The sequence below is a fragment of the Anoxybacillus sp. FSL W8-0104 genome (genome assembly GCF_038004465.1).
Taxonomy (GTDB): domain Bacteria; phylum Bacillota; class Bacilli; order Bacillales; family Anoxybacillaceae; genus Anoxybacillus; species Anoxybacillus flavithermus_G.
The window spans coordinates 1,449,069-1,466,552 of record NZ_JBBOQU010000001.1 but is presented as its reverse complement, the minus strand read 5'-3'; the positions used below and the strand labels follow the sequence as shown (position 1 = coordinate 1,466,552).

The 17,484-nt window shown below is 44.3% G+C and carries 10 protein-coding genes and 2 pseudogenes; 7 read left to right on the top strand and 5 right to left on the bottom strand.

Translation table 11 applies throughout. The features are described from left to right. Nucleotides 1-91 precede the first annotated feature (91 nt). From gltB to NST18_RS07795, 5 genes are all read left to right on the top strand, one after another. Nucleotides 92-4,636: a glutamate synthase large subunit gene (gene gltB / locus NST18_RS07815; protein ID WP_004890120.1), complete on the top strand. Its 4,545-nt coding sequence runs from the start codon at nt 92-94 to the stop codon at nt 4,634-4,636. A 35-nt stretch (nt 4,637-4,671) separates the two neighbouring features. After that, nucleotides 4,672-6,117: a glutamate synthase subunit beta gene (locus NST18_RS07810; protein ID WP_004890122.1), complete on the top strand. Its 1,446-nt coding sequence runs from the start codon at nt 4,672-4,674 to the stop codon at nt 6,115-6,117. Nucleotides 6,118-6,220: 103 nt separating this feature from the next. After that, the gene (ilvD, locus tag NST18_RS07805; protein ID WP_051035070.1) at nt 6,221-7,936 is read left to right on the top strand and encodes a dihydroxy-acid dehydratase; all 1,716 of its coding nucleotides are present in this window, start codon (nt 6,221-6,223) and stop codon (nt 7,934-7,936) included. A 241-nt stretch (nt 7,937-8,177) separates the two neighbouring features. Beyond that, a complete protein-coding gene (locus NST18_RS07800; protein WP_192950785.1) occupies nt 8,178-8,315 on the top strand; it encodes a hypothetical protein in 138 nt (45 codons plus the stop codon). Nucleotides 8,316-8,644: 329 nt separating this feature from the next. Continuing rightward, nucleotides 8,645-9,478, top strand: coding sequence for a 5'-3' exonuclease (locus NST18_RS07795; protein ID WP_004890127.1), 834 nt, complete (start codon nt 8,645-8,647; stop codon nt 9,476-9,478). Between the two features lie 34 nt (nt 9,479-9,512). Here the strand turns inward: NST18_RS07795 and NST18_RS07790 are convergent. The 5 genes and pseudogenes from NST18_RS07790 to NST18_RS07770 all read right to left on the bottom strand — a co-directional run. Further along, nucleotides 9,513-10,364: pseudogene (locus NST18_RS07790) on the bottom strand (glutamate-5-semialdehyde dehydrogenase); the annotation flags it as partial. Nucleotides 10,365-10,370: 6 nt separating this feature from the next. After that, nucleotides 10,371-11,504 carry an IS4 family transposase gene (locus NST18_RS07785; protein WP_088223289.1) on the bottom strand — a complete coding sequence of 378 codons (1,134 nt, stop codon included), beginning with the start codon at nt 11,502-11,504 and terminating at the stop codon, nt 10,371-10,373. A 105-nt stretch (nt 11,505-11,609) separates the two neighbouring features. Then, nucleotides 11,610-12,014: pseudogene (locus NST18_RS07780) on the bottom strand (gamma-glutamyl phosphate reductase); the annotation flags it as partial. A 21-nt stretch (nt 12,015-12,035) separates the two neighbouring features. Next, nucleotides 12,036-13,157: a glutamate 5-kinase gene (gene proB / locus NST18_RS07775; RefSeq protein ID WP_004890135.1), complete on the bottom strand. Its 1,122-nt coding sequence runs from the start codon at nt 13,155-13,157 to the stop codon at nt 12,036-12,038. A gap of 526 nt (nt 13,158-13,683) precedes the next feature. Continuing rightward, nucleotides 13,684-14,913: an IS110 family transposase gene (locus NST18_RS07770; protein WP_064214420.1), complete on the bottom strand. Its 1,230-nt coding sequence runs from the start codon at nt 14,911-14,913 to the stop codon at nt 13,684-13,686. Between the two features lie 432 nt (nt 14,914-15,345). Between NST18_RS07770 and NST18_RS07765 the strand changes: the two genes are divergently transcribed. Together NST18_RS07765 and NST18_RS07760 are read left to right on the top strand one after the other, a co-directional pair. Next, nucleotides 15,346-16,248: an ABC transporter ATP-binding protein gene (locus NST18_RS07765; protein ID WP_004890140.1), complete on the top strand. Its 903-nt coding sequence runs from the start codon at nt 15,346-15,348 to the stop codon at nt 16,246-16,248. Continuing rightward, nucleotides 16,238-17,467, top strand: a complete 1,230-nt coding sequence (locus NST18_RS07760) for an ABC transporter permease (RefSeq protein WP_004890142.1) — start codon at nt 16,238-16,240, stop codon at nt 17,465-17,467. The genes NST18_RS07765 and NST18_RS07760 overlap by 11 nt, the downstream gene beginning before the upstream one ends. Nucleotides 17,468-17,484 lie beyond the last annotated feature (17 nt).

The following is a 17,484-nucleotide window of genomic DNA, read 5'->3' as shown; positions in this document are numbered from 1 at the left end:
AATGAGATGAATATTATCTAAATTATATATTGTTTGTATGATTATTGAAACCTACAATTATACATACATGATAACGGAATGGGGGATTCGCATGAGAGGACTACCAAAAGTGCAAGGATTGTACCGTCCACAATTTGAACATGATGCATGCGGGATTGGGTTATACGCTCACTTAAAAGGTGAAGCGTCTCATCATATTGTGAAGCAAGGTCTTCACATGTTACGTCAACTAGAGCATCGGGGAGGCCAAGGAAGCGATCCGCAAACAGGTGATGGCGCGGGGATCATGGTACAAGTTCCTGATGATTATTTTCGATCCGTTTGTTCATTTTCACTTCCCGCAAAAGGACGTTACGGAGTCGGAATGGTTTTCTTTTTTGAACATAGTGAACAAAAGAGAGTCATTTTAGAGCGGAAAATCAATGAAATTATCTGCGAGGAAGGACAAACGTTACTCGGATGGCGTGATGTACCTGTAGATATCGGAAAACTCGGAATATTAGCGAAACAAAGTCGACCGTTTATTCGCCAACTTTTTATTGCAGCGAGCGATGACGTAACAGATGAGCAACATTTTGAGCGTAAGTTGTACGTCATTCGTAAACGAGCGGAAAAGTTAGTAAAAAACAATGAGTACTATTTTGCGAGTTTATCCAGTCGAACGATCGTTTACAAAGGGCTAGTCACCCCTGAGCAACTGGATGCTTTTTATATTGATTTACAAGATGAACGATTTCGCTCCGCGTTTGCGCTCGTTCACTCGCGTTTTAGCACAAATACATTTCCGAGTTGGGAGCGAGCGCATCCGAATCGTTATTTAATTCATAACGGGGAGATTAATACGTTGCGCGGAAATATTCATTGGATGATGGCGCGTGAGAAGCAGTTTTCCTCCCCGATGTTTGGGGAAGATTTACAAAAAGTACTCCCGATTTTAGATACGAACGGAAGCGACTCTTCCATGCTCGATAACGCGTTTGAGTTTTTCGTTTTAGCCGGAAAGTCGCTTGCTGAAACAGCGATGATGTTGATCCCAGAACCGTGGTATTGGGATAAAGAGATGGATGAACATAAAAAAGCGTTTTATGAATATTACAGCTGTCTGATGGAGCCGTGGGACGGTCCAACGGCAATCGTATTCACAAATGGCAAGCAAATTGGCGGTATTCTCGACCGCAACGGTCTTCGTCCAGCTCGTTACTATGTCACAAAAGATGACTATATTATTTTTTCATCAGAAGTAGGCGTGATCGATGTAGAGCCGAACAATATTTTATACAAAGAACGATTAAGCCCGGGAAAAATGCTTTTTATTGATTTAGAAGAAGGGCGAATCATTTCTGATGAAGAGGTCAAAAAGCAAATTGCGCATAAGCATCCGTATCGTCAATGGGTGAACGAACAAACTGTTTCTATTGAACAACTTGACGAGCAGTTTGCGGGAGATGAGGAACAGCCGTTTGACAATCTTATCACATGGCAGAAAGCATTTGGGTATACGTATGAAGATGTTGAAAAAACGATCATTCCAATGGCGACGGAAGGAAAAGACCCAACCGGAGCAATGGGCAACGATACGCCGCTAGCTGTATTATCCGAACGTCCGCAAAGTTTATTCAATTATTTCAAGCAATTGTTCGCCCAAGTAACGAACCCGCCGATTGATGCGATTCGTGAATATGTTGTCACATCCACTGTCACGTGGCTCGGAAAAGAAGGAGATGTGTTGCATCCAGATGAGTCGTCTGCGCGGCGCATTCGCTTGTATTCCCCAATTGTCACGAATAAGCAATTACAAGCATTGCGAATGAATCCATACCGCGAATTTTTATGCGTTACATTGTCTACTGTTTTTACAAATGATTTAAAAGAAGCGTTAGACAAATTATGTCAAGCGGTAGATGAAGCAATTGCTAATGGTGTGACGTTAATTGTTTTATCCGATCGCTCAATGAATGAGCAGCGCATAGCCATACCTGTTCTTTTGGCAGTCAGCGCGGTGCATCAACATCTCGTACGGAAAGGGACGCGCACGAAAGTGAGTTTAATTGTTGAAAGTGGGGAAGCGCGCGAAGTACATCATTTCGCTGCGTTAATCGGTTACGGAGCGGATGCGGTCAATCCGTATTTGGCATTTGCGACCATTCGAGAAGCAGTCGAAAAAGGAGTTATTGCTTCCACATACGAAAAAGCAGTTGAAACGTACAAAAAAGCAGCGACAGATGGCGTTGTGAAAGTGATGTCAAAAATGGGCATTTCAACAGTGCAAAGCTATCGCGGTGCGCAAATTTTTGAAGCAATCGGTATCGGGGATGATGTTATCGATCAATATTTCACCGGAACAGCGTCGCAAATTGGCGGAATCGGTTTGAATGAAATTGCCCAAGAAGCAAAAATGCGCCATATGCAAGCGTTTTTCACGTCTTATGATGAAACATTAGATTCTGGAAGTGAATTACAATGGCGTAAAAACGGTGAACATCATGCGTTTAATCCGAAAACGATTCATACGTTACAATGGGCATGTCGAAAAAATGACTATGAGTTATTTAAGCAATATTCCAACATGGCCAATGAAGAGCAACTAACGTTTTTGCGCAATTTGTTTGAGTTTGACGAAACGCGTACGCCAATTCCACTTGATGAAGTCGAACCGGTAGAAGCGATTGTTCGTCGATTTAAAACGGGGGCGATGTCGTACGGTTCATTGAGCGAAGAAGCACATGAAGCGCTTGCGATTGCGATGAATCGCATCGGTGGAAAAAGTAATAGTGGAGAAGGTGGCGAAGATCCGCGTCGCTATGTACGGGATGAAAATGGCGATCTTCGTCGTAGTGCAATTAAGCAAGTTGCATCCGGTCGTTTCGGTGTAAAAAGTCATTATTTAGTTCATGCGGATGAACTGCAAATTAAAATGGCGCAAGGAGCAAAGCCTGGAGAAGGTGGTCAACTGCCTGCGAATAAAGTATATCCGTGGATTGGAAAAGTACGCGGCTCCACGCCGGGTGTGGAACTTATTTCGCCACCACCGCATCATGATATTTATTCCATTGAAGATTTAGCCCAACTCATTTATGATTTGAAAAATGCAAATCGCGATGCGCGCATTAGCGTGAAGCTTGTCGCAAAATCTGGCGTTGGTACGATCGCGGCAGGAGTGGCTAAAGGTGGTGCGGATGTGATCGTCATTAGCGGATATGATGGCGGTACAGGTGCTTCGCCAAAAACGAGCATTAAACATGCCGGGCTTCCGTGGGAACTCGGTTTAGCTGAAACGCACCAGACGCTGATGTTAAACGGACTCCGTGATCGCGTCGTATTAGAAACAGACGGAAAATTAATGACTGGTCGCGATGTTGTCATGGCGGCGTTATTAGGTGCTGAAGAGTTTGGCTTTGCGACGGCTCCACTTGTCGTTTTAGGGTGTGTCATGATGCGCGTTTGTCATTTAGATACATGCCCAGTCGGTGTAGCGACACAAAATCCAAAACTGCGGGAAAAATTTACAGGTAAACCAGAGCATATTGTGAATTTCATGTATTTTATCGCTCAAGAAGTGCGCGAAATTATGGCTCAACTTGGCTTCCGTACAATCGAAGAAATGGTTGGACGCGTCGATGTATTAAAAATAAGCGAGCGGGCAAAGCGGCATTGGAAAGCGAAACATCTTGATTTATCGCGTTTGTTGTATCAAGTGGAAGGACCGCGAACGTTTTCTAAACCACAAAATCATCATCTTGATCGAACGCTTGATGATACGGTCATTTTGCCAGCAGTCAAGCGGGCAATTGAACAAAAAGAGCCGGTACAATTGCAAGTTGCCATCCAAAACGTTCATCGTACAGTTGGCACGATTGTCGGCAGCGAAATATCGAAACGGTACGGTGAAGAAGGGCTTGCAGAAGATACGATTCAGTTATGTTTTCACGGTTCCGCTGGGCAAAGTTTTGCGGCGTTCGTACCAAAAGGAATGACGATGACATTAATTGGCGATGCGAATGATTACGTCGGAAAAGGTTTATCGGGGGGGAAAGTTATTATTCGTCCGCCGCACGAGGCAACGTTTGCATGTAGCGATCAAGTGATTATCGGAAACGTAGCTTTTTATGGAGCGACGAACGGTGAAGCGTATATTCGCGGTCGCGCCGGCGAGCGTTTTTGTGTTCGAAATAGCGGCGTGCATGCGGTCGTTGAAGGAGTAGGGGATCATGGTTGTGAGTATATGACCGGAGGGCGCGTCGTTATTCTCGGATCAGTTGGAAAAAATTTCGCTGCTGGAATGTCTGGTGGTGTAGCTTACGTATTCGCTTACGATGATACGTGGCAAAAAAACGCGAACCGTGAACTCGTTTTATTTGAGTCCTTAGTCGATGAAAAAGAAAGAAGCGATGTGCGCGAAATGATTGTGAAACATTACAAATATACAGAAAGTCCAAAGGCAGCATATGTGCTTGCGAATTGGGACGATGTAGTCAAACGGATCGTTAAAGTGATCCCGAAAAACTATAAATTGATGATTGAAACAATCGAGGCGATGAAGCAACGCGGGATGTCGCATGATGAAGCGGTATTTGAGGCGTTTGAAACAGTTGTAAACAAAAAAGGTGTGAAAGTGGTGGAAGCGGTCGCGAAATAGGCGAACGCTTCCGAATAGGTGAAAGGGGGAGAATGATGGGGAAAGCAACGGGATTTATGGAATATGTACGGGAGGAAGAAAAAAAGCGCGATCCGCTTTCCCGTTTACATGATTGGAATGAATATACGTTTCCATTTTCAACCGACACGTTAGCGAGACAAGGTGCGCGATGTATGGATTGCGGTACGCCGTTTTGTCATATGGGCATAGAGCTTCAAGGCTTGACATCTGGCTGTCCGATTCATAATCTCATTCCAGAATGGAACGACCTTGTGTATCGTGGAAGATGGAAAGAGGCGTTTGAACGGTTAGTGAAGACAAATAATTTCCCAGAATTTACAGGACGCGTTTGCCCAGCGCCGTGCGAAGGATCGTGTACAGTAGCGATTTCTGATCCGGCAGTAGCGATTAAAGGAATTGAACGAGCGATTATTGACAAAGCGTTTGAGGAAGGGTGGGTTCAACCGCGCATTCCGAAAAAGAGAACCGGAAAAAAGGTGGCCGTCATTGGCTCTGGTCCTGCAGGGTTAGCTTGTGCAGATGAACTAAATCAAGCTGGTCATTTTGTCACTGTGTATGAGCGCGCGGATCGAATTGGTGGTTTGTTGATGTACGGCATTCCGAATATGAAACTTGGAAAAGACGTCGTTGAGAGACGTGTACGCTTGCTTGAAAAAGAAGGAATTACGTTTGTTACAAACATAGAAGTCGGAAAAGATTTGTCGGTGGATGAATTGCGCAAACAATATGATGCGGTTGTGCTTTGTATTGGAGCACAAAAGCAACGCGATCTTATGATCGAAGGACGCGAGCTTGATGGCGTTCATTTTGCGATGGACTACTTGACAATGACGACAAAATGGCTACTTACCGGCGAAAAAGATGAAACGTTTATTGATGCCAAACATAAACATGTCATCGTAATCGGTGGTGGCGATACAGGGGCTGACTGTGTCGCGACGGCATTGCGGCAACAATGTAAAAGCGTTGTGCAATTCGGCAAACATCCGGCATTGCCAAAAGAGCGTACAAACGATAATCCATGGCCGCAATACCCGCTTGTATTTACAGTTGACTATGCATATGAAGAAGCGGAAGCGAAGTTCGGCAATGACCCGCGTCAATATTGTATTCAAACGAAAAAAATTGTTGGTGATGAGAGAGGGAGAGTAAAAGAACTGCATACGATCCAAATGGAAAAAATAATAGATGATCAAGGGCGTGCTGTATTTAAAGAAATTCCAGGTACAGAGAAAATATGGCCGTGTGATCTCGTATTGATCGCTATTGGTTTTGAAAGACCAGAACCGCAACTTTTACAACAGTTTGGAATCGAGACAATTAGTAAAGCATACAAGACGAATGTTGAAGGTGTATTTGTCGCAGGTGATGCAAGACGTGGACAAAGCCTTGTTGTTTGGGCGATTCATGAAGGACGCGAAGCAGCGAAAGAAATAAATCATTTTCTTATGGGGGATTGAGAGGGGGACATCTGCGAAAGTGCATATTTTAAAAACTCTTTTTCTGCGTTTTTTGTAGAAAAAGAGTTTTTTTATTTTTAGAATTGTTATTTTATTTAAAAAAATGTTACAATGTTTTTTAACAAGTTCAGAAAAAATGGAGGGATTTGTTTTGCGTAGCGATATGATTAAAAAAGGATTTGACCGTGCACCCCATCGCAGTTTATTGCGTGCAGCAGGGGTAAAAGAAGAAGATTTTCATAAGCCGTTTATTGCGGTTGTGAACTCGTATATTGATATTATTCCAGGTCACGTTCATTTGCAGGAGTTTGGTAAAATTGTAAAAGAGGCAATCCGTGAGGCCGGTGGTGTTCCGTTTGAAATGAACACCATCGGGGTCGATGATGGCATTGCGATGGGACATATTGGTATGCGGTATTCGTTGCCGAGCCGAGAAATTATTGCTGACTCTGTTGAGACGGTCGTTTCTGCCCATTGGTTTGATGGGATGGTATGCATTCCGAACTGCGATAAAATTACACCTGGCATGATGATGGCGGCGATGCGCTTAAATATCCCGACTATTTTTGTAAGCGGAGGACCGATGAAAGCAGGTGTGACGAGCGATGGGAAAAAAATTTCGCTCTCTTCTGTATTTGAAGGAGTCGGTGCATATCAAGCCGGAAAAATCGATGAAAAAGGGTTACAAGAACTTGAACAGTACGGCTGTCCGACATGTGGTTCTTGTTCAGGAATGTTTACAGCAAATTCGATGAACTGTTTAGCCGAGGCGCTCGGCTTAGCGCTCCCTGGTAATGGCACGATTTTAGCGATTGATCCGGCACGAAAAGAATTTGTACGACGTTCAGCTCAGCAGTTAATGTATTTAATCGAGCATGATATTAAACCGCGCGACATCGTCACCGAAAAAGCAATTGACAATGCATTCGCACTTGATATGGCGCTCGGTGGTTCAACAAATACAGTGCTACATACGCTAGCTATTGCTAACGAAGCAGGCATTCATTATCCGCTTGAGCGTATTAACGAGGTCGCATCTCGCGTGCCGCATCTAGCAAAATTGGCACCAGCATCAGATATGCATATTGAAGATTTACACGAAGCGGGTGGTGTATCTGCAGTATTGCACGAACTGTCGAAAAAAGAAGGCACCCTTCATTTAGATGCATTGACGGTGTCAGGCAAAACACTTGGTGAAAACATTGCAGGATGCGAAGTAAAAAACTATGAAGTCATTCGTCCAATTGACAATCCGTACTCAGAAACAGGTGGACTGGCTGTTTTGTTTGGAAATTTGGCTCCAGACGGCGCCATCATTAAAACAGGTGGTATTCAAGGTGGCATTACACGCCATGAAGGACCGGCGATCGTATTTGATTCTCAAGAAGAGGCGCTTGAAGGCATTGCGGCAGGAAAAGTACAACCTGGGCATGTCGTCATTATTCGTTACGAAGGACCAAAAGGTGGACCAGGGATGCCAGAAATGCTTGCGCCGACATCGCAAATTGTCGGTATGGGACTTGGACCGAAAGTTGCCCTCATTACGGACGGTCGTTTCTCCGGTGCTTCTCGTGGTTTATCGATCGGACACGTATCGCCAGAAGCTGCCGAAGGGGGTCCAATTGCTTTTGTACAAAATGGTGACCATATTGTCATTGATATTGTGAAACGAACAATTGATGTCCTCGTTCCAGAAGAAGAATGGGAAAAGCGAAAAGCAAATTGGAAAGGATTTGAGCCGAAAGTGAAAACCGGGTATTTGGCCCGTTACTCGAAACTCGTCACGTCAGCTAGTACAGGCGGCATTATGAAAATTTAACGGATGGGCGAATCGCCCTCCTTTTTTTGTAAAAATATTAGCCTTAAAAAGCGTTTACTATTTTTTGAAGCGTGAAAGAATCTTTAATAAATTGAAAAAATAGTACGTTTGCCCGTAACTATTCATCCCGATAGTAGTATGTAAAGAAGCGCAACACAAATAAGGCATCCCCGTAATAGAAAATGCCCTGATGTCGTTGTGCCTGTCACCTGTCGAAGATTTATACAGCGCATTTTTAATCATGAATGTGAAAGACAATCGAAAAGAAATAGATCGACAAAAATGTTTAGAGAGATGGGATCAATTTATTCGACTGCATGATGAAGAAATCAAACGACTTCATCTTCATTCATGTGTCGTAAGTAGTATGGAAATTTAAATGATAAAAAGCGTCTTGAACCGGGCGCACAGGGCGATAAGCACCAGTAAGGTGTTTGCCCATGAAAGTCTTGTGGAACAAGGGTGAGTTCTACACGCAGGTGTACGAGAAACCCTTTTGTACACAAGAACCCCGTGGCTTTAGCCATCGGGAGGTTCAGGGTGTCGTATTTGTTATTGTATGTTCGATCATGAAGCTAGTTCGTTTTCTAAAAAGACGTTTGCAATAAATGATACGTTGCACAAAATATTTTTGAACGTTTCCGCCATCCTGTACTGGATGGTTTTTTGTTATACTTGTTTCATCGATACATAGAAAGGACAACGAAGATGGAACGAGAACATTTGTTATTAATTGACGGGATGGCGTTATTGTTTCGAGCGTTTTATGCGACAGCACCGCGTTGGATGATCAATAGCCGCGGTGTGCCAACGAATGCGGTATATGGGGTAGTGAAACAAATCGAAGCGGCAACAAATGCACTTCAGCCGACGCATGTCGTTTGTTGTTGGGACATGGGAAGCACGACGTTTCGCACGGAATGGTTTCCAGATTATAAGGCTAATCGAGGCGAGCCACCGCATGAATTAATGCCGCAGTTTGATTTGGCGAAAGAAGCGGTTGCGATGCTTGGCATTCCGAATATCGGCGTACTTGGTGCCGAAGCGGACGATTGCATCGGCTCGCTTGTAAAGCAATATCGTGATGGGATGCGCATTTCGATTGTGACTGGAGACCGTGATTTATTCCAGCTTCTTTCGGAACATGTCACTGTTTATTTGTTGGCAAAAGGCATTGGCAACTATGAGGCGTATACGCTCGACCGCTTTACTCAAGAAAAAGGGATTCAGCCTCATCAGCTTATTGATGTGAAGGCGCTTATGGGCGATGCAAGCGACAATTACCCAGGCGTGCGCGGCATCGGTGAAAAACAAGCGTTTAAACTTATTCAACAATACGGATCAATTGAAGGAATCATCGAAAATTTTGCGAACTTAACAAAAGCACAGCAACAAAAAATAACCGAACATCTCGACTTGCTTCATTTGTCGCGAAAACTTGCGGCCATCCATTGCGATATCCCAATTTCGTTGCGATTGGAAGAGGCGAGATGGGATGATGAGCGTAAGTGGTTTGCGGAAGTATTAGAAGCAATTCGGTAAGACGAAAAACCCAGCCCCATATAGAGGCTGGTTTTTATGTCCGCACTTGCCCGTTCCCGTACACGAGCGTTTTTGTTGTCGTGATGGCGCGTAAGCCCATTGGACCGCGGGCGTGCAGTTTTTGTGTGCTAATGCCGATTTCCGCACCGTATCCGAACTGTTCGCCGTCGGTGAAGCGGGTAGAGGCGTTATGGTACAATACGGCGGCATCGACGCGAGCGAAAAATTGCTCCACGTGTTCCTTACATTCAGAAATAATTGCTTCGGAATGTTTTGTGCCGTAGCGCTCAATATGCTCTATCGCTTCATCGACTGTTTCAACGAGCTTCACCGCTAGAATCGGGGCTAAAAATTCGGTTGCCCAATCTTCTTCTGTCGCTTCACGGACGAACGGATATGTAGCCGCAAGCTGGTTGTCACCGCGTAGTTCGACCCCTTTTTCATGCAGCGTTTCAAGCAACTCGTTTATATATGGCCATTGGTGGTGGATGATGACCGTTTCGACCGCATTGCAGACAGATGGGCGTTGCAGTTTAGCGTTTATGGCAATATCAATCGCCATTTCTTTTTCAGCAGAGTCGTCAATGAAAATATGGCAATTGCCGACGCCTGTTTCTAACACAGGAATCGTTGCGTTTTCGACGACGGATTGAATAAGACCGGCGCCGCCGCGTGGAATGAGAACATCCACATATTCTTTTAAACGAAACATATGTTGTGCCGTTTCGCGACTCGTATCTTCTAGCAGTTGAATCGCGTCAACTGGGACAGAAGACCATTTTAACGCCTCTTGCATGACCGACACGAGCGCTTTATTCGAGTGAATAGCGGAAGAACTGCCGCGCCACAAGACGGCATTTCCTGTTTTTAAGCAAAGACTCACGGCTGTTGATTATCCAAAATTAGGCATACTCCTCCCATATATTCGGGCATACTCAAATAAGACAGCTGCCATCTCGGATTTCCATTCGAGAGGAAGTTGCCCAGAGAAAAAACGACGGACAAACGAAAGAAAGGTAAGGGACGAGGTTGTCCGTTTTTCCGTTCGATGATATAGCCATCTCAGTAACACATAAGCGATAAATGCCGCAAAAAGTTGGTTGTATACCGCATGCTCGTTGGTGCCAAATAAGGTCGGAACGTTTAGATATTGCTTGATCCATCGGAAAAACACTTCCACTGTCCAACGTTCTTGATACATCTCGGCAATCTTTTCCGCCGATGCCTCTAAGACGTTCGTGACCACACGGATTTCATGCCCGTTCGCATCCTGAAAGATCACGACGCGATGGCGCTTTTTGGAACGACATTGTTTCGTTCCTAACTGGCAAGTAAAATCCGCCACAATAGAAGAAGAGGAGGAAGAAAGGCGCTTTAGGCTCTTTTTTTGATGGATCTCGACATTGTCTTTCATCCGAATCACAAACGGTTGCTTCTGTTCGACAAACCGATCGAGGCGTTCAATTTTAAAGTACGCTCGATCTTCGACAAGAACCGTTTGTACGTCTGTGAGCCGCTCTCCCACCGGTCCATCGTGGCGCAACCCTACGGTTTCTACGATGTCGCTCGGCATTTGTTGCTCAGGGGAATACGCGACGTGCATTTTCACTCCGGATCGTTCCCCATGATAGGGTGCCCATGTCAGGCGGTTTTTCCCCACGGTGACGGTCGTGGAGTCTACTATACGCAATGCTTTTGGAAAGCGAAGCGAACGGCGGGTTTGGCGATTGCACTTAGAAACAACCAAAGCAAATAAGCGCTTCATCACCTCGTACGGAACTTCTTTCGCTTTCTTAGAAACCGTCGAGTAATGAAACGTCGGCAATCCGTACATTTTCGCCACATCGGCACCATGACGGAAACTTTTCCATTCGTGAAGTGCCGCCAGCAGAAAAAAATCAACCAACGTGCGCACCGTAAACGTCCGCGAAGTGTCATGGTAGCCAACGGCTTCGGTAATCGACTGGAGATCTTCATCAGAAACAATTTTTTGCATCAAATTTGGGAGTGTGGTATGCTTGTGCATAGAGAGCACCTCCTAGGTTTGTTTGTGTTGTTACTTACATTCTACAGGAAAGGTGCTCTTTTTTCTATGTTTTTTATGGATATTATTGGTTAATCAACACGCCTGGCAAAGACTAGCTGCATCGACTGTTACATTTGGACGGGCTTCATATACCATACCGACAACACCAAGCGGTACGCGAATTTGTTTTAATAGGAGTCCGTTTGGTCGCGACCATTGTTCGATCGTTTCGCCGATTGGATCTGGTAGCTGAATCACTTGGCGAACACCGTCAGCAATTTGGTGAATACGTTCTTCCGTCAGTTGTAGTCGGTCAAGCAAGGAAGGGGAGAGCCCGTTTTCTTTTCCACTTGCCATATCTTTTTCATTCTCTTCTAAAATGTACGATTTTCGTGCAATTAGTGTTTCCGCGATGATCGCCAGCGCCTCGTTTTTTTCTTCCGTCGATAAAATCGCTAAACGTTTCGCGGCCTGTTTTAATTTTTTTGCTTTTGTTAGTAATTCGTTCATCCGTTTTCGCTCCTTTCGTTTTTAGTGGACAGGCGTCCTTTTTAAGCAAACTAAATGATCGCGATGAATGACTTCTGGGCGGTGATGGAAAGAGTATTGTTTTGCGTGTTCACTTGCCATTCCTTTTACCTTTTGTAAGTCATCCGCAGCATAATATACTTGCCCTCTAGCGATCACGTCGCCTTTTTGATTGACGACGTTGACGACATCGAGCGCTTGGAACGAACCGAACACATTGGTCACCCCAGCAGGTAATAAACTTTTTCCTTTATGCAAAATGGCTGTTTCTGCTCCTTCATCGATTTCGATTGCTCCGGTGACTTCGGAATGGTATGCAATCCATTGTTTGCGCATTTGCATCTGTTCTTGAAAAGGAGAGCCGATATACGTCCCGTCGCCTTTTCCTTCTAAAATATGTTTGATTTTTTCTTTTCCTGTTCCTGTCCCGATAAAGACGCTGACACCAAAAGAAAGAGCTTTTTGTGCGGCAAGCAGCTTCGATTTCATTCCCCCCGTTCCAACCGCTGATCCGCTACCTCCAGCTTGTTCCAACAGTTCGTCAGTAATTTCAGACAGAAAATGATATTTTTTTGCTTCCGGGCGGCTTGGGTGTTGGTCATATAGGCCGTTAATGTCCGTTAAAATGATCAAGGCATCCGCATGCAAAAAACCGGCTACAAGCGCGGACAATAAATCGTTATCTCCGAACGTCAACTCTTCCACTGAAATTGAGTCGTTTTCATTAATAATTGGAAGAACGCCACGTTCTAACAATGTAGAAATTGTCGCAAATAAGTTACGAAACCGCTCGCGATCGTAAAAATCTGCGCGTGTTAACAACAATTGTCCGGCAACGATATCAAACGAACGAAAGGCGGAAATGTAGCTTTGCATCAGCATTCCTTGCCCGACAGCCGCGGCTGCTTGTTTTCCCGCAATCGTTTTCGGACGCGAACGATACCCAAGCAACCCAAACCCAGCGGCGACCGCTCCGGAAGAAATGAGAATGATATCGTGCCCAAGTTGTTTCATATACGCAAGTGCTTCAACATGTTCACGTAGTTTTTGTTCCGAAAGCGTCCCGTTTTTTTCGGTTAATGAGCTACTGCCAATTTTGACGACGATTCGCTTTTTTCTCACCATTTCACCCCTTTCCACAAAATAAAAAACGCTTTTTCGCCCTTACAGAAAAGGACGGAAAAGCATTTTTTCCGCGGTACCACCTTTTTTGGCGCAATGCGCCCACCTCGTGCCCTGTAACGTCGGGGGAACGGCTTATGTTTGCATAAGCGGCCGTATAGGGTAGGTTCAACCGACTTTCCGTGAGGAACCTTCCAGCCTATGGGTTCCATTCTCTGTCACATTCCATCGGTTTACTCGTCCCGTACCTCGTTCCATATATACCTTTTTTCAGAATTATGAAACAAAAAAACAAAGATGTCAACGGATTTTTTGAACATAAAAAAGTAAATGTATGAAACTTTTACCTGTATTTATACGTTATAATGGAATAAAGGAGAAAGTCCTGCGGTAATATGTCAAGGTGAAAAATCATCGAAATTGGAAATTCGATTGTCCGATGACCCGAAAAAAGGCAATACTTAAGAAGCCCAGTCTTGTCTTATGTCATTAACTGGGTTTTAATGCAAAATCAGTTAGATCGATACCCCTATCGATCTTCCCCCTTTCTTGGCGTGTAGATTTGACCGTTGCGTAGCAGCGCATCGATCACACGCACGAGTTTTCGAGCGGTGAGGACGAGGGCTCGTTTGTGTTGGTGCTTTGGTACTTCCTCATACTTCTTCCGGTAATAGGTGCGAAACGACGCATCATGCCGTTGTACCGAGTTGGCAGCCTCCACTAGGTAGTAACGGAGATAGCGATTGCCGGAACGAATGAGGGAAGTCTCCTCGGCTTGGAACCGACCGGACTGGTGCTTAGACCAAGTCAAACCTGCATACTTTGCTAAGGCGGCTTGGTTGTCAAAGCGCTCGATTTGTCCAATTTCGGCTAAGATGCCAGCGGCGTAGACCGGACCAATGCCGGGAATCGTTTGTAACGTATTTGGGATGCCTTCCAAATGGCGAGTAATCGCTTTATCTAGCTCTTTAATTTGCGCTTGAAGGCTACGGATGGATTGAATCGATAGCCCTAAAAGCAAGTCGATGGAATCCTCGACACATTTGGAAAGCCGATACGACGAACGAGCCGCCTTTTGAATGGACTTGGCGATGCATTCCGGATCGGCAAAGCGATTGCGTCCTTTTTGGCGCAAGAAGTCAGCGAGCTGTTGCACGTCCATCTGACTGATTTCGTCTAAGCTAAACGACTCGAGAAGAAGCTCTAAGATGGCATGTCCGAACACGGAGCTGTCCACCTCTTGGGTAAAGGAACTGCACTTGTAAAACAAGTGTTGGAGGAAGTACTGCTTTTCCCGAGTCAGCTGATGGACGAGATGATAGCGCATGCGCGTGAGCCGTTGAAGGGCGATAAACTGTTCTTGCATGACAGCTGTCACTTTCAAACGGCCAAAGCGAAGCCGATCGGCGATGATCCACGCATCGATGCCGTCCGTTTTATCCAAGTCAGTGTACGCTTCTTTAAATTTGCGAATGAGCTTTGGATTGATGGTAAACACCTTGACATTCCAAGACTTCAGCTCCTCCTGTTGGTGGAAAAACATCGCTGGATGCCAGCTGTAGACCGAAGTGGCTTCCATCCCGATGAGAATTTCGGATGGTTGGAGCTTGTTGGCCCACAGGAGGATTTGATCGCGAAGGAAGGTCGCGCCAAGGAGATGATTGTCCACCTTGAATTGGGCGCACGTGTTTCCTTCTTGATCCATGATACACGTGTATAAGTCCGTTGAGCTCACGTCAATCCCGACGTAGAGTTTCATGAGATCACCTCCAATCGTAGTAGGATCGTGGGGTTGGGACTCTTCGGGATGCCCCCGGACCGCGCCTGTTGACCAGTCACCCTCGCATATGAGAACTCACGTTGGGCCATGGGCTGCCTGGAAGCTGCTCCTTCCAGCATGGGAAACCAACGGGAACAGCCTGCGGGTTAGAAGTCCGAACAGGAGCCGGGGAGACAGACTTTCTAAGTAGTCAAAGCTACAGGAGAGAGAAGAGTGTCCCCGATGATCCTAAGACCATTATCCAAGAACATCGCGAAAAGTCCAACCCCGATGTAGTGCCATCCACGGGGGAGGGGCGCGCCCCTCCTCCGTGGGCAAATCACTTACACATATGCGATTGTCAAGGAGCATATCCAACTGGAAATTCGATTTAAAAATCTTTCTAAACATACTATACGAGGAGTGGAAAACATGGGATTAGTGTTGCAACATGTAACAAAACAGTTTGGCTCGTTTACAGCAGTAGATGATGTGACGTTGTCTATTCCGGAAAAGGGTATATTTGGATTTCTGGGGGCGAACGGAGCAGGAAAAACGACAACATTTCGAATGATCTTAGGATTGCTTGAGCCAACGAAAGGAGAGATTACATGGAACGGTGAGCATATTACGTATAAACATAGTCATCTCATCGGATATTTGCCGGAAGAAAGAGGATTGTATCCAAAGTTAAAAGTAAAAGAACAGCTTATTTATTTAGGGAGATTGCGAGGATTACATAAAGAAGAAATTGTGAAAGAAATGCACAATTGGCTGGAGCGTTTTAAAATCCCGCAATATGAAAATCAAAAAGTAGAACAGTTATCGAAAGGTAATCAACAAAAAATTCAATTTATCGCTGCGGTGTTACATCGTCCGCAATTGCTGATTTTAGATGAACCATTCAGCGGATTAGATCCGGTAAATGTTGAAATGTTGAAAAAGGCAGTAATAGATTTACAACAACAAGGAACAACGATTGTCTTTTCAAGTCATCGGATGGAACATGTTGAACAATTATGTGAACATATATGCATTATGCATAAAGGAAGACCTATTGTTCATGGATCAATTAAAGAAATTAAGCAATCTTTCGGCAAGAAAAATGTCATTATTCACGGAGAACTTCCGTTTGAAACATTAACAAACGTTCCTGGTGTATTAAAAATGGAGAAAACGGTTGAAGGAGTTCGCTTACAAATAGCAGATGAAAGTGTATCCCAGCGCATTCTTGAACATATTTATGCAAAAGGATTTATTCGTACGTTTTCGCTAGAAGAACCATCGCTCAATGACATTTTTATCGAGAAAGTAGGTGCAGCGTATGAACAATAAGTTTTGGATCGTTTTTCTTCACACGTACGTAACGAAATTAAAATCAAAGTCTTTTTTCATTTCAACGATCATTACTGCTTTTATTGTATTTGGTATTAGTCAGTTAGATCGTATCATTGAAGCGTTTAGCGATAATGCTCAAAAAACAATTGGTGTTATTGATGAAACAAATGGGTGGTACGAAGCATTGCAATCGCAATTGCAATCGAATAAAGAAATAAGTCTTGTTCGCCATGATGGAAGTGAAGAACAAGCGAAAATATATGTTCAAACGGATCAATGGTATGCGTATATCGTGCTTGACGTACAAAATGCGCAGCCGAAAGTGACATATTATGCAAAAAATATTGCAGATAGTGATGTCATTCATGGCATTGAGCAAGCGTTGCAACAAGTTAAAATTGCGATGATGGCAAAACAAATTGGATTAACGTATGAACAAATAAACGCATTATATGCTCCAATTGCCATAGAAAAAGTAGCGCTTGAAGAACATGCAAAAACAGAAGAACAATTAAATCAAGCAAGAGCGATCGTATATGTGCTATTGTTTGCGATGTATATGTTCGTGTTAATGTACGGAAGTATGATTATGATGGAAGTAGCAACGGAAAAATCATCACGTATTATGGAAATTTTAATTTCAAGTATCTCACCTGTTCAACAATTGTTCGGAAAAATTTTAGGAGTTGCTTTGTTAAGTTTGACGCAGTTTATGTTTATTTTTTCAGTTGGCTATGTCTCGATGAAACAAAGCGATATATTGCGTCAGTTGCTTGGTATGAATGAACTCCCGCTTTCTTTAATTACGTACGGCATTATCTTTTTCTTGCTCGGTTATTTGTTGTATGCGATGTTATTTGCGGTACTTGGCTCGATTGTCAGCCGCGTCGAAGAAGTACAACAAATGGCTGGTCCTGTGACGATGCTCGTTGTCGCAGCGTTTATCATGGCGATGTTTGGTTTAAATGCACCGGAGTCACCATTTATTACAGCAATGTCGTTTGTCCCGTTTTTTACCCCGATGATTATGTTTTTACGTATTGGCATGTTGAACGTTTCAACTTGGGAAATTGTCCTTAGCATCGGTTTGCTCGTCGGAACAATTGCCTTTTTATTCGTATTTGGTTCAAAAGTGTATCGTGGCGGCGTGCTCATGTATAATCAAGCATCTTCATGGAAAGATCTCAAGCGGGCATGGCAATTAACGAAAAAATAAAAAACCGAGCGAAATGC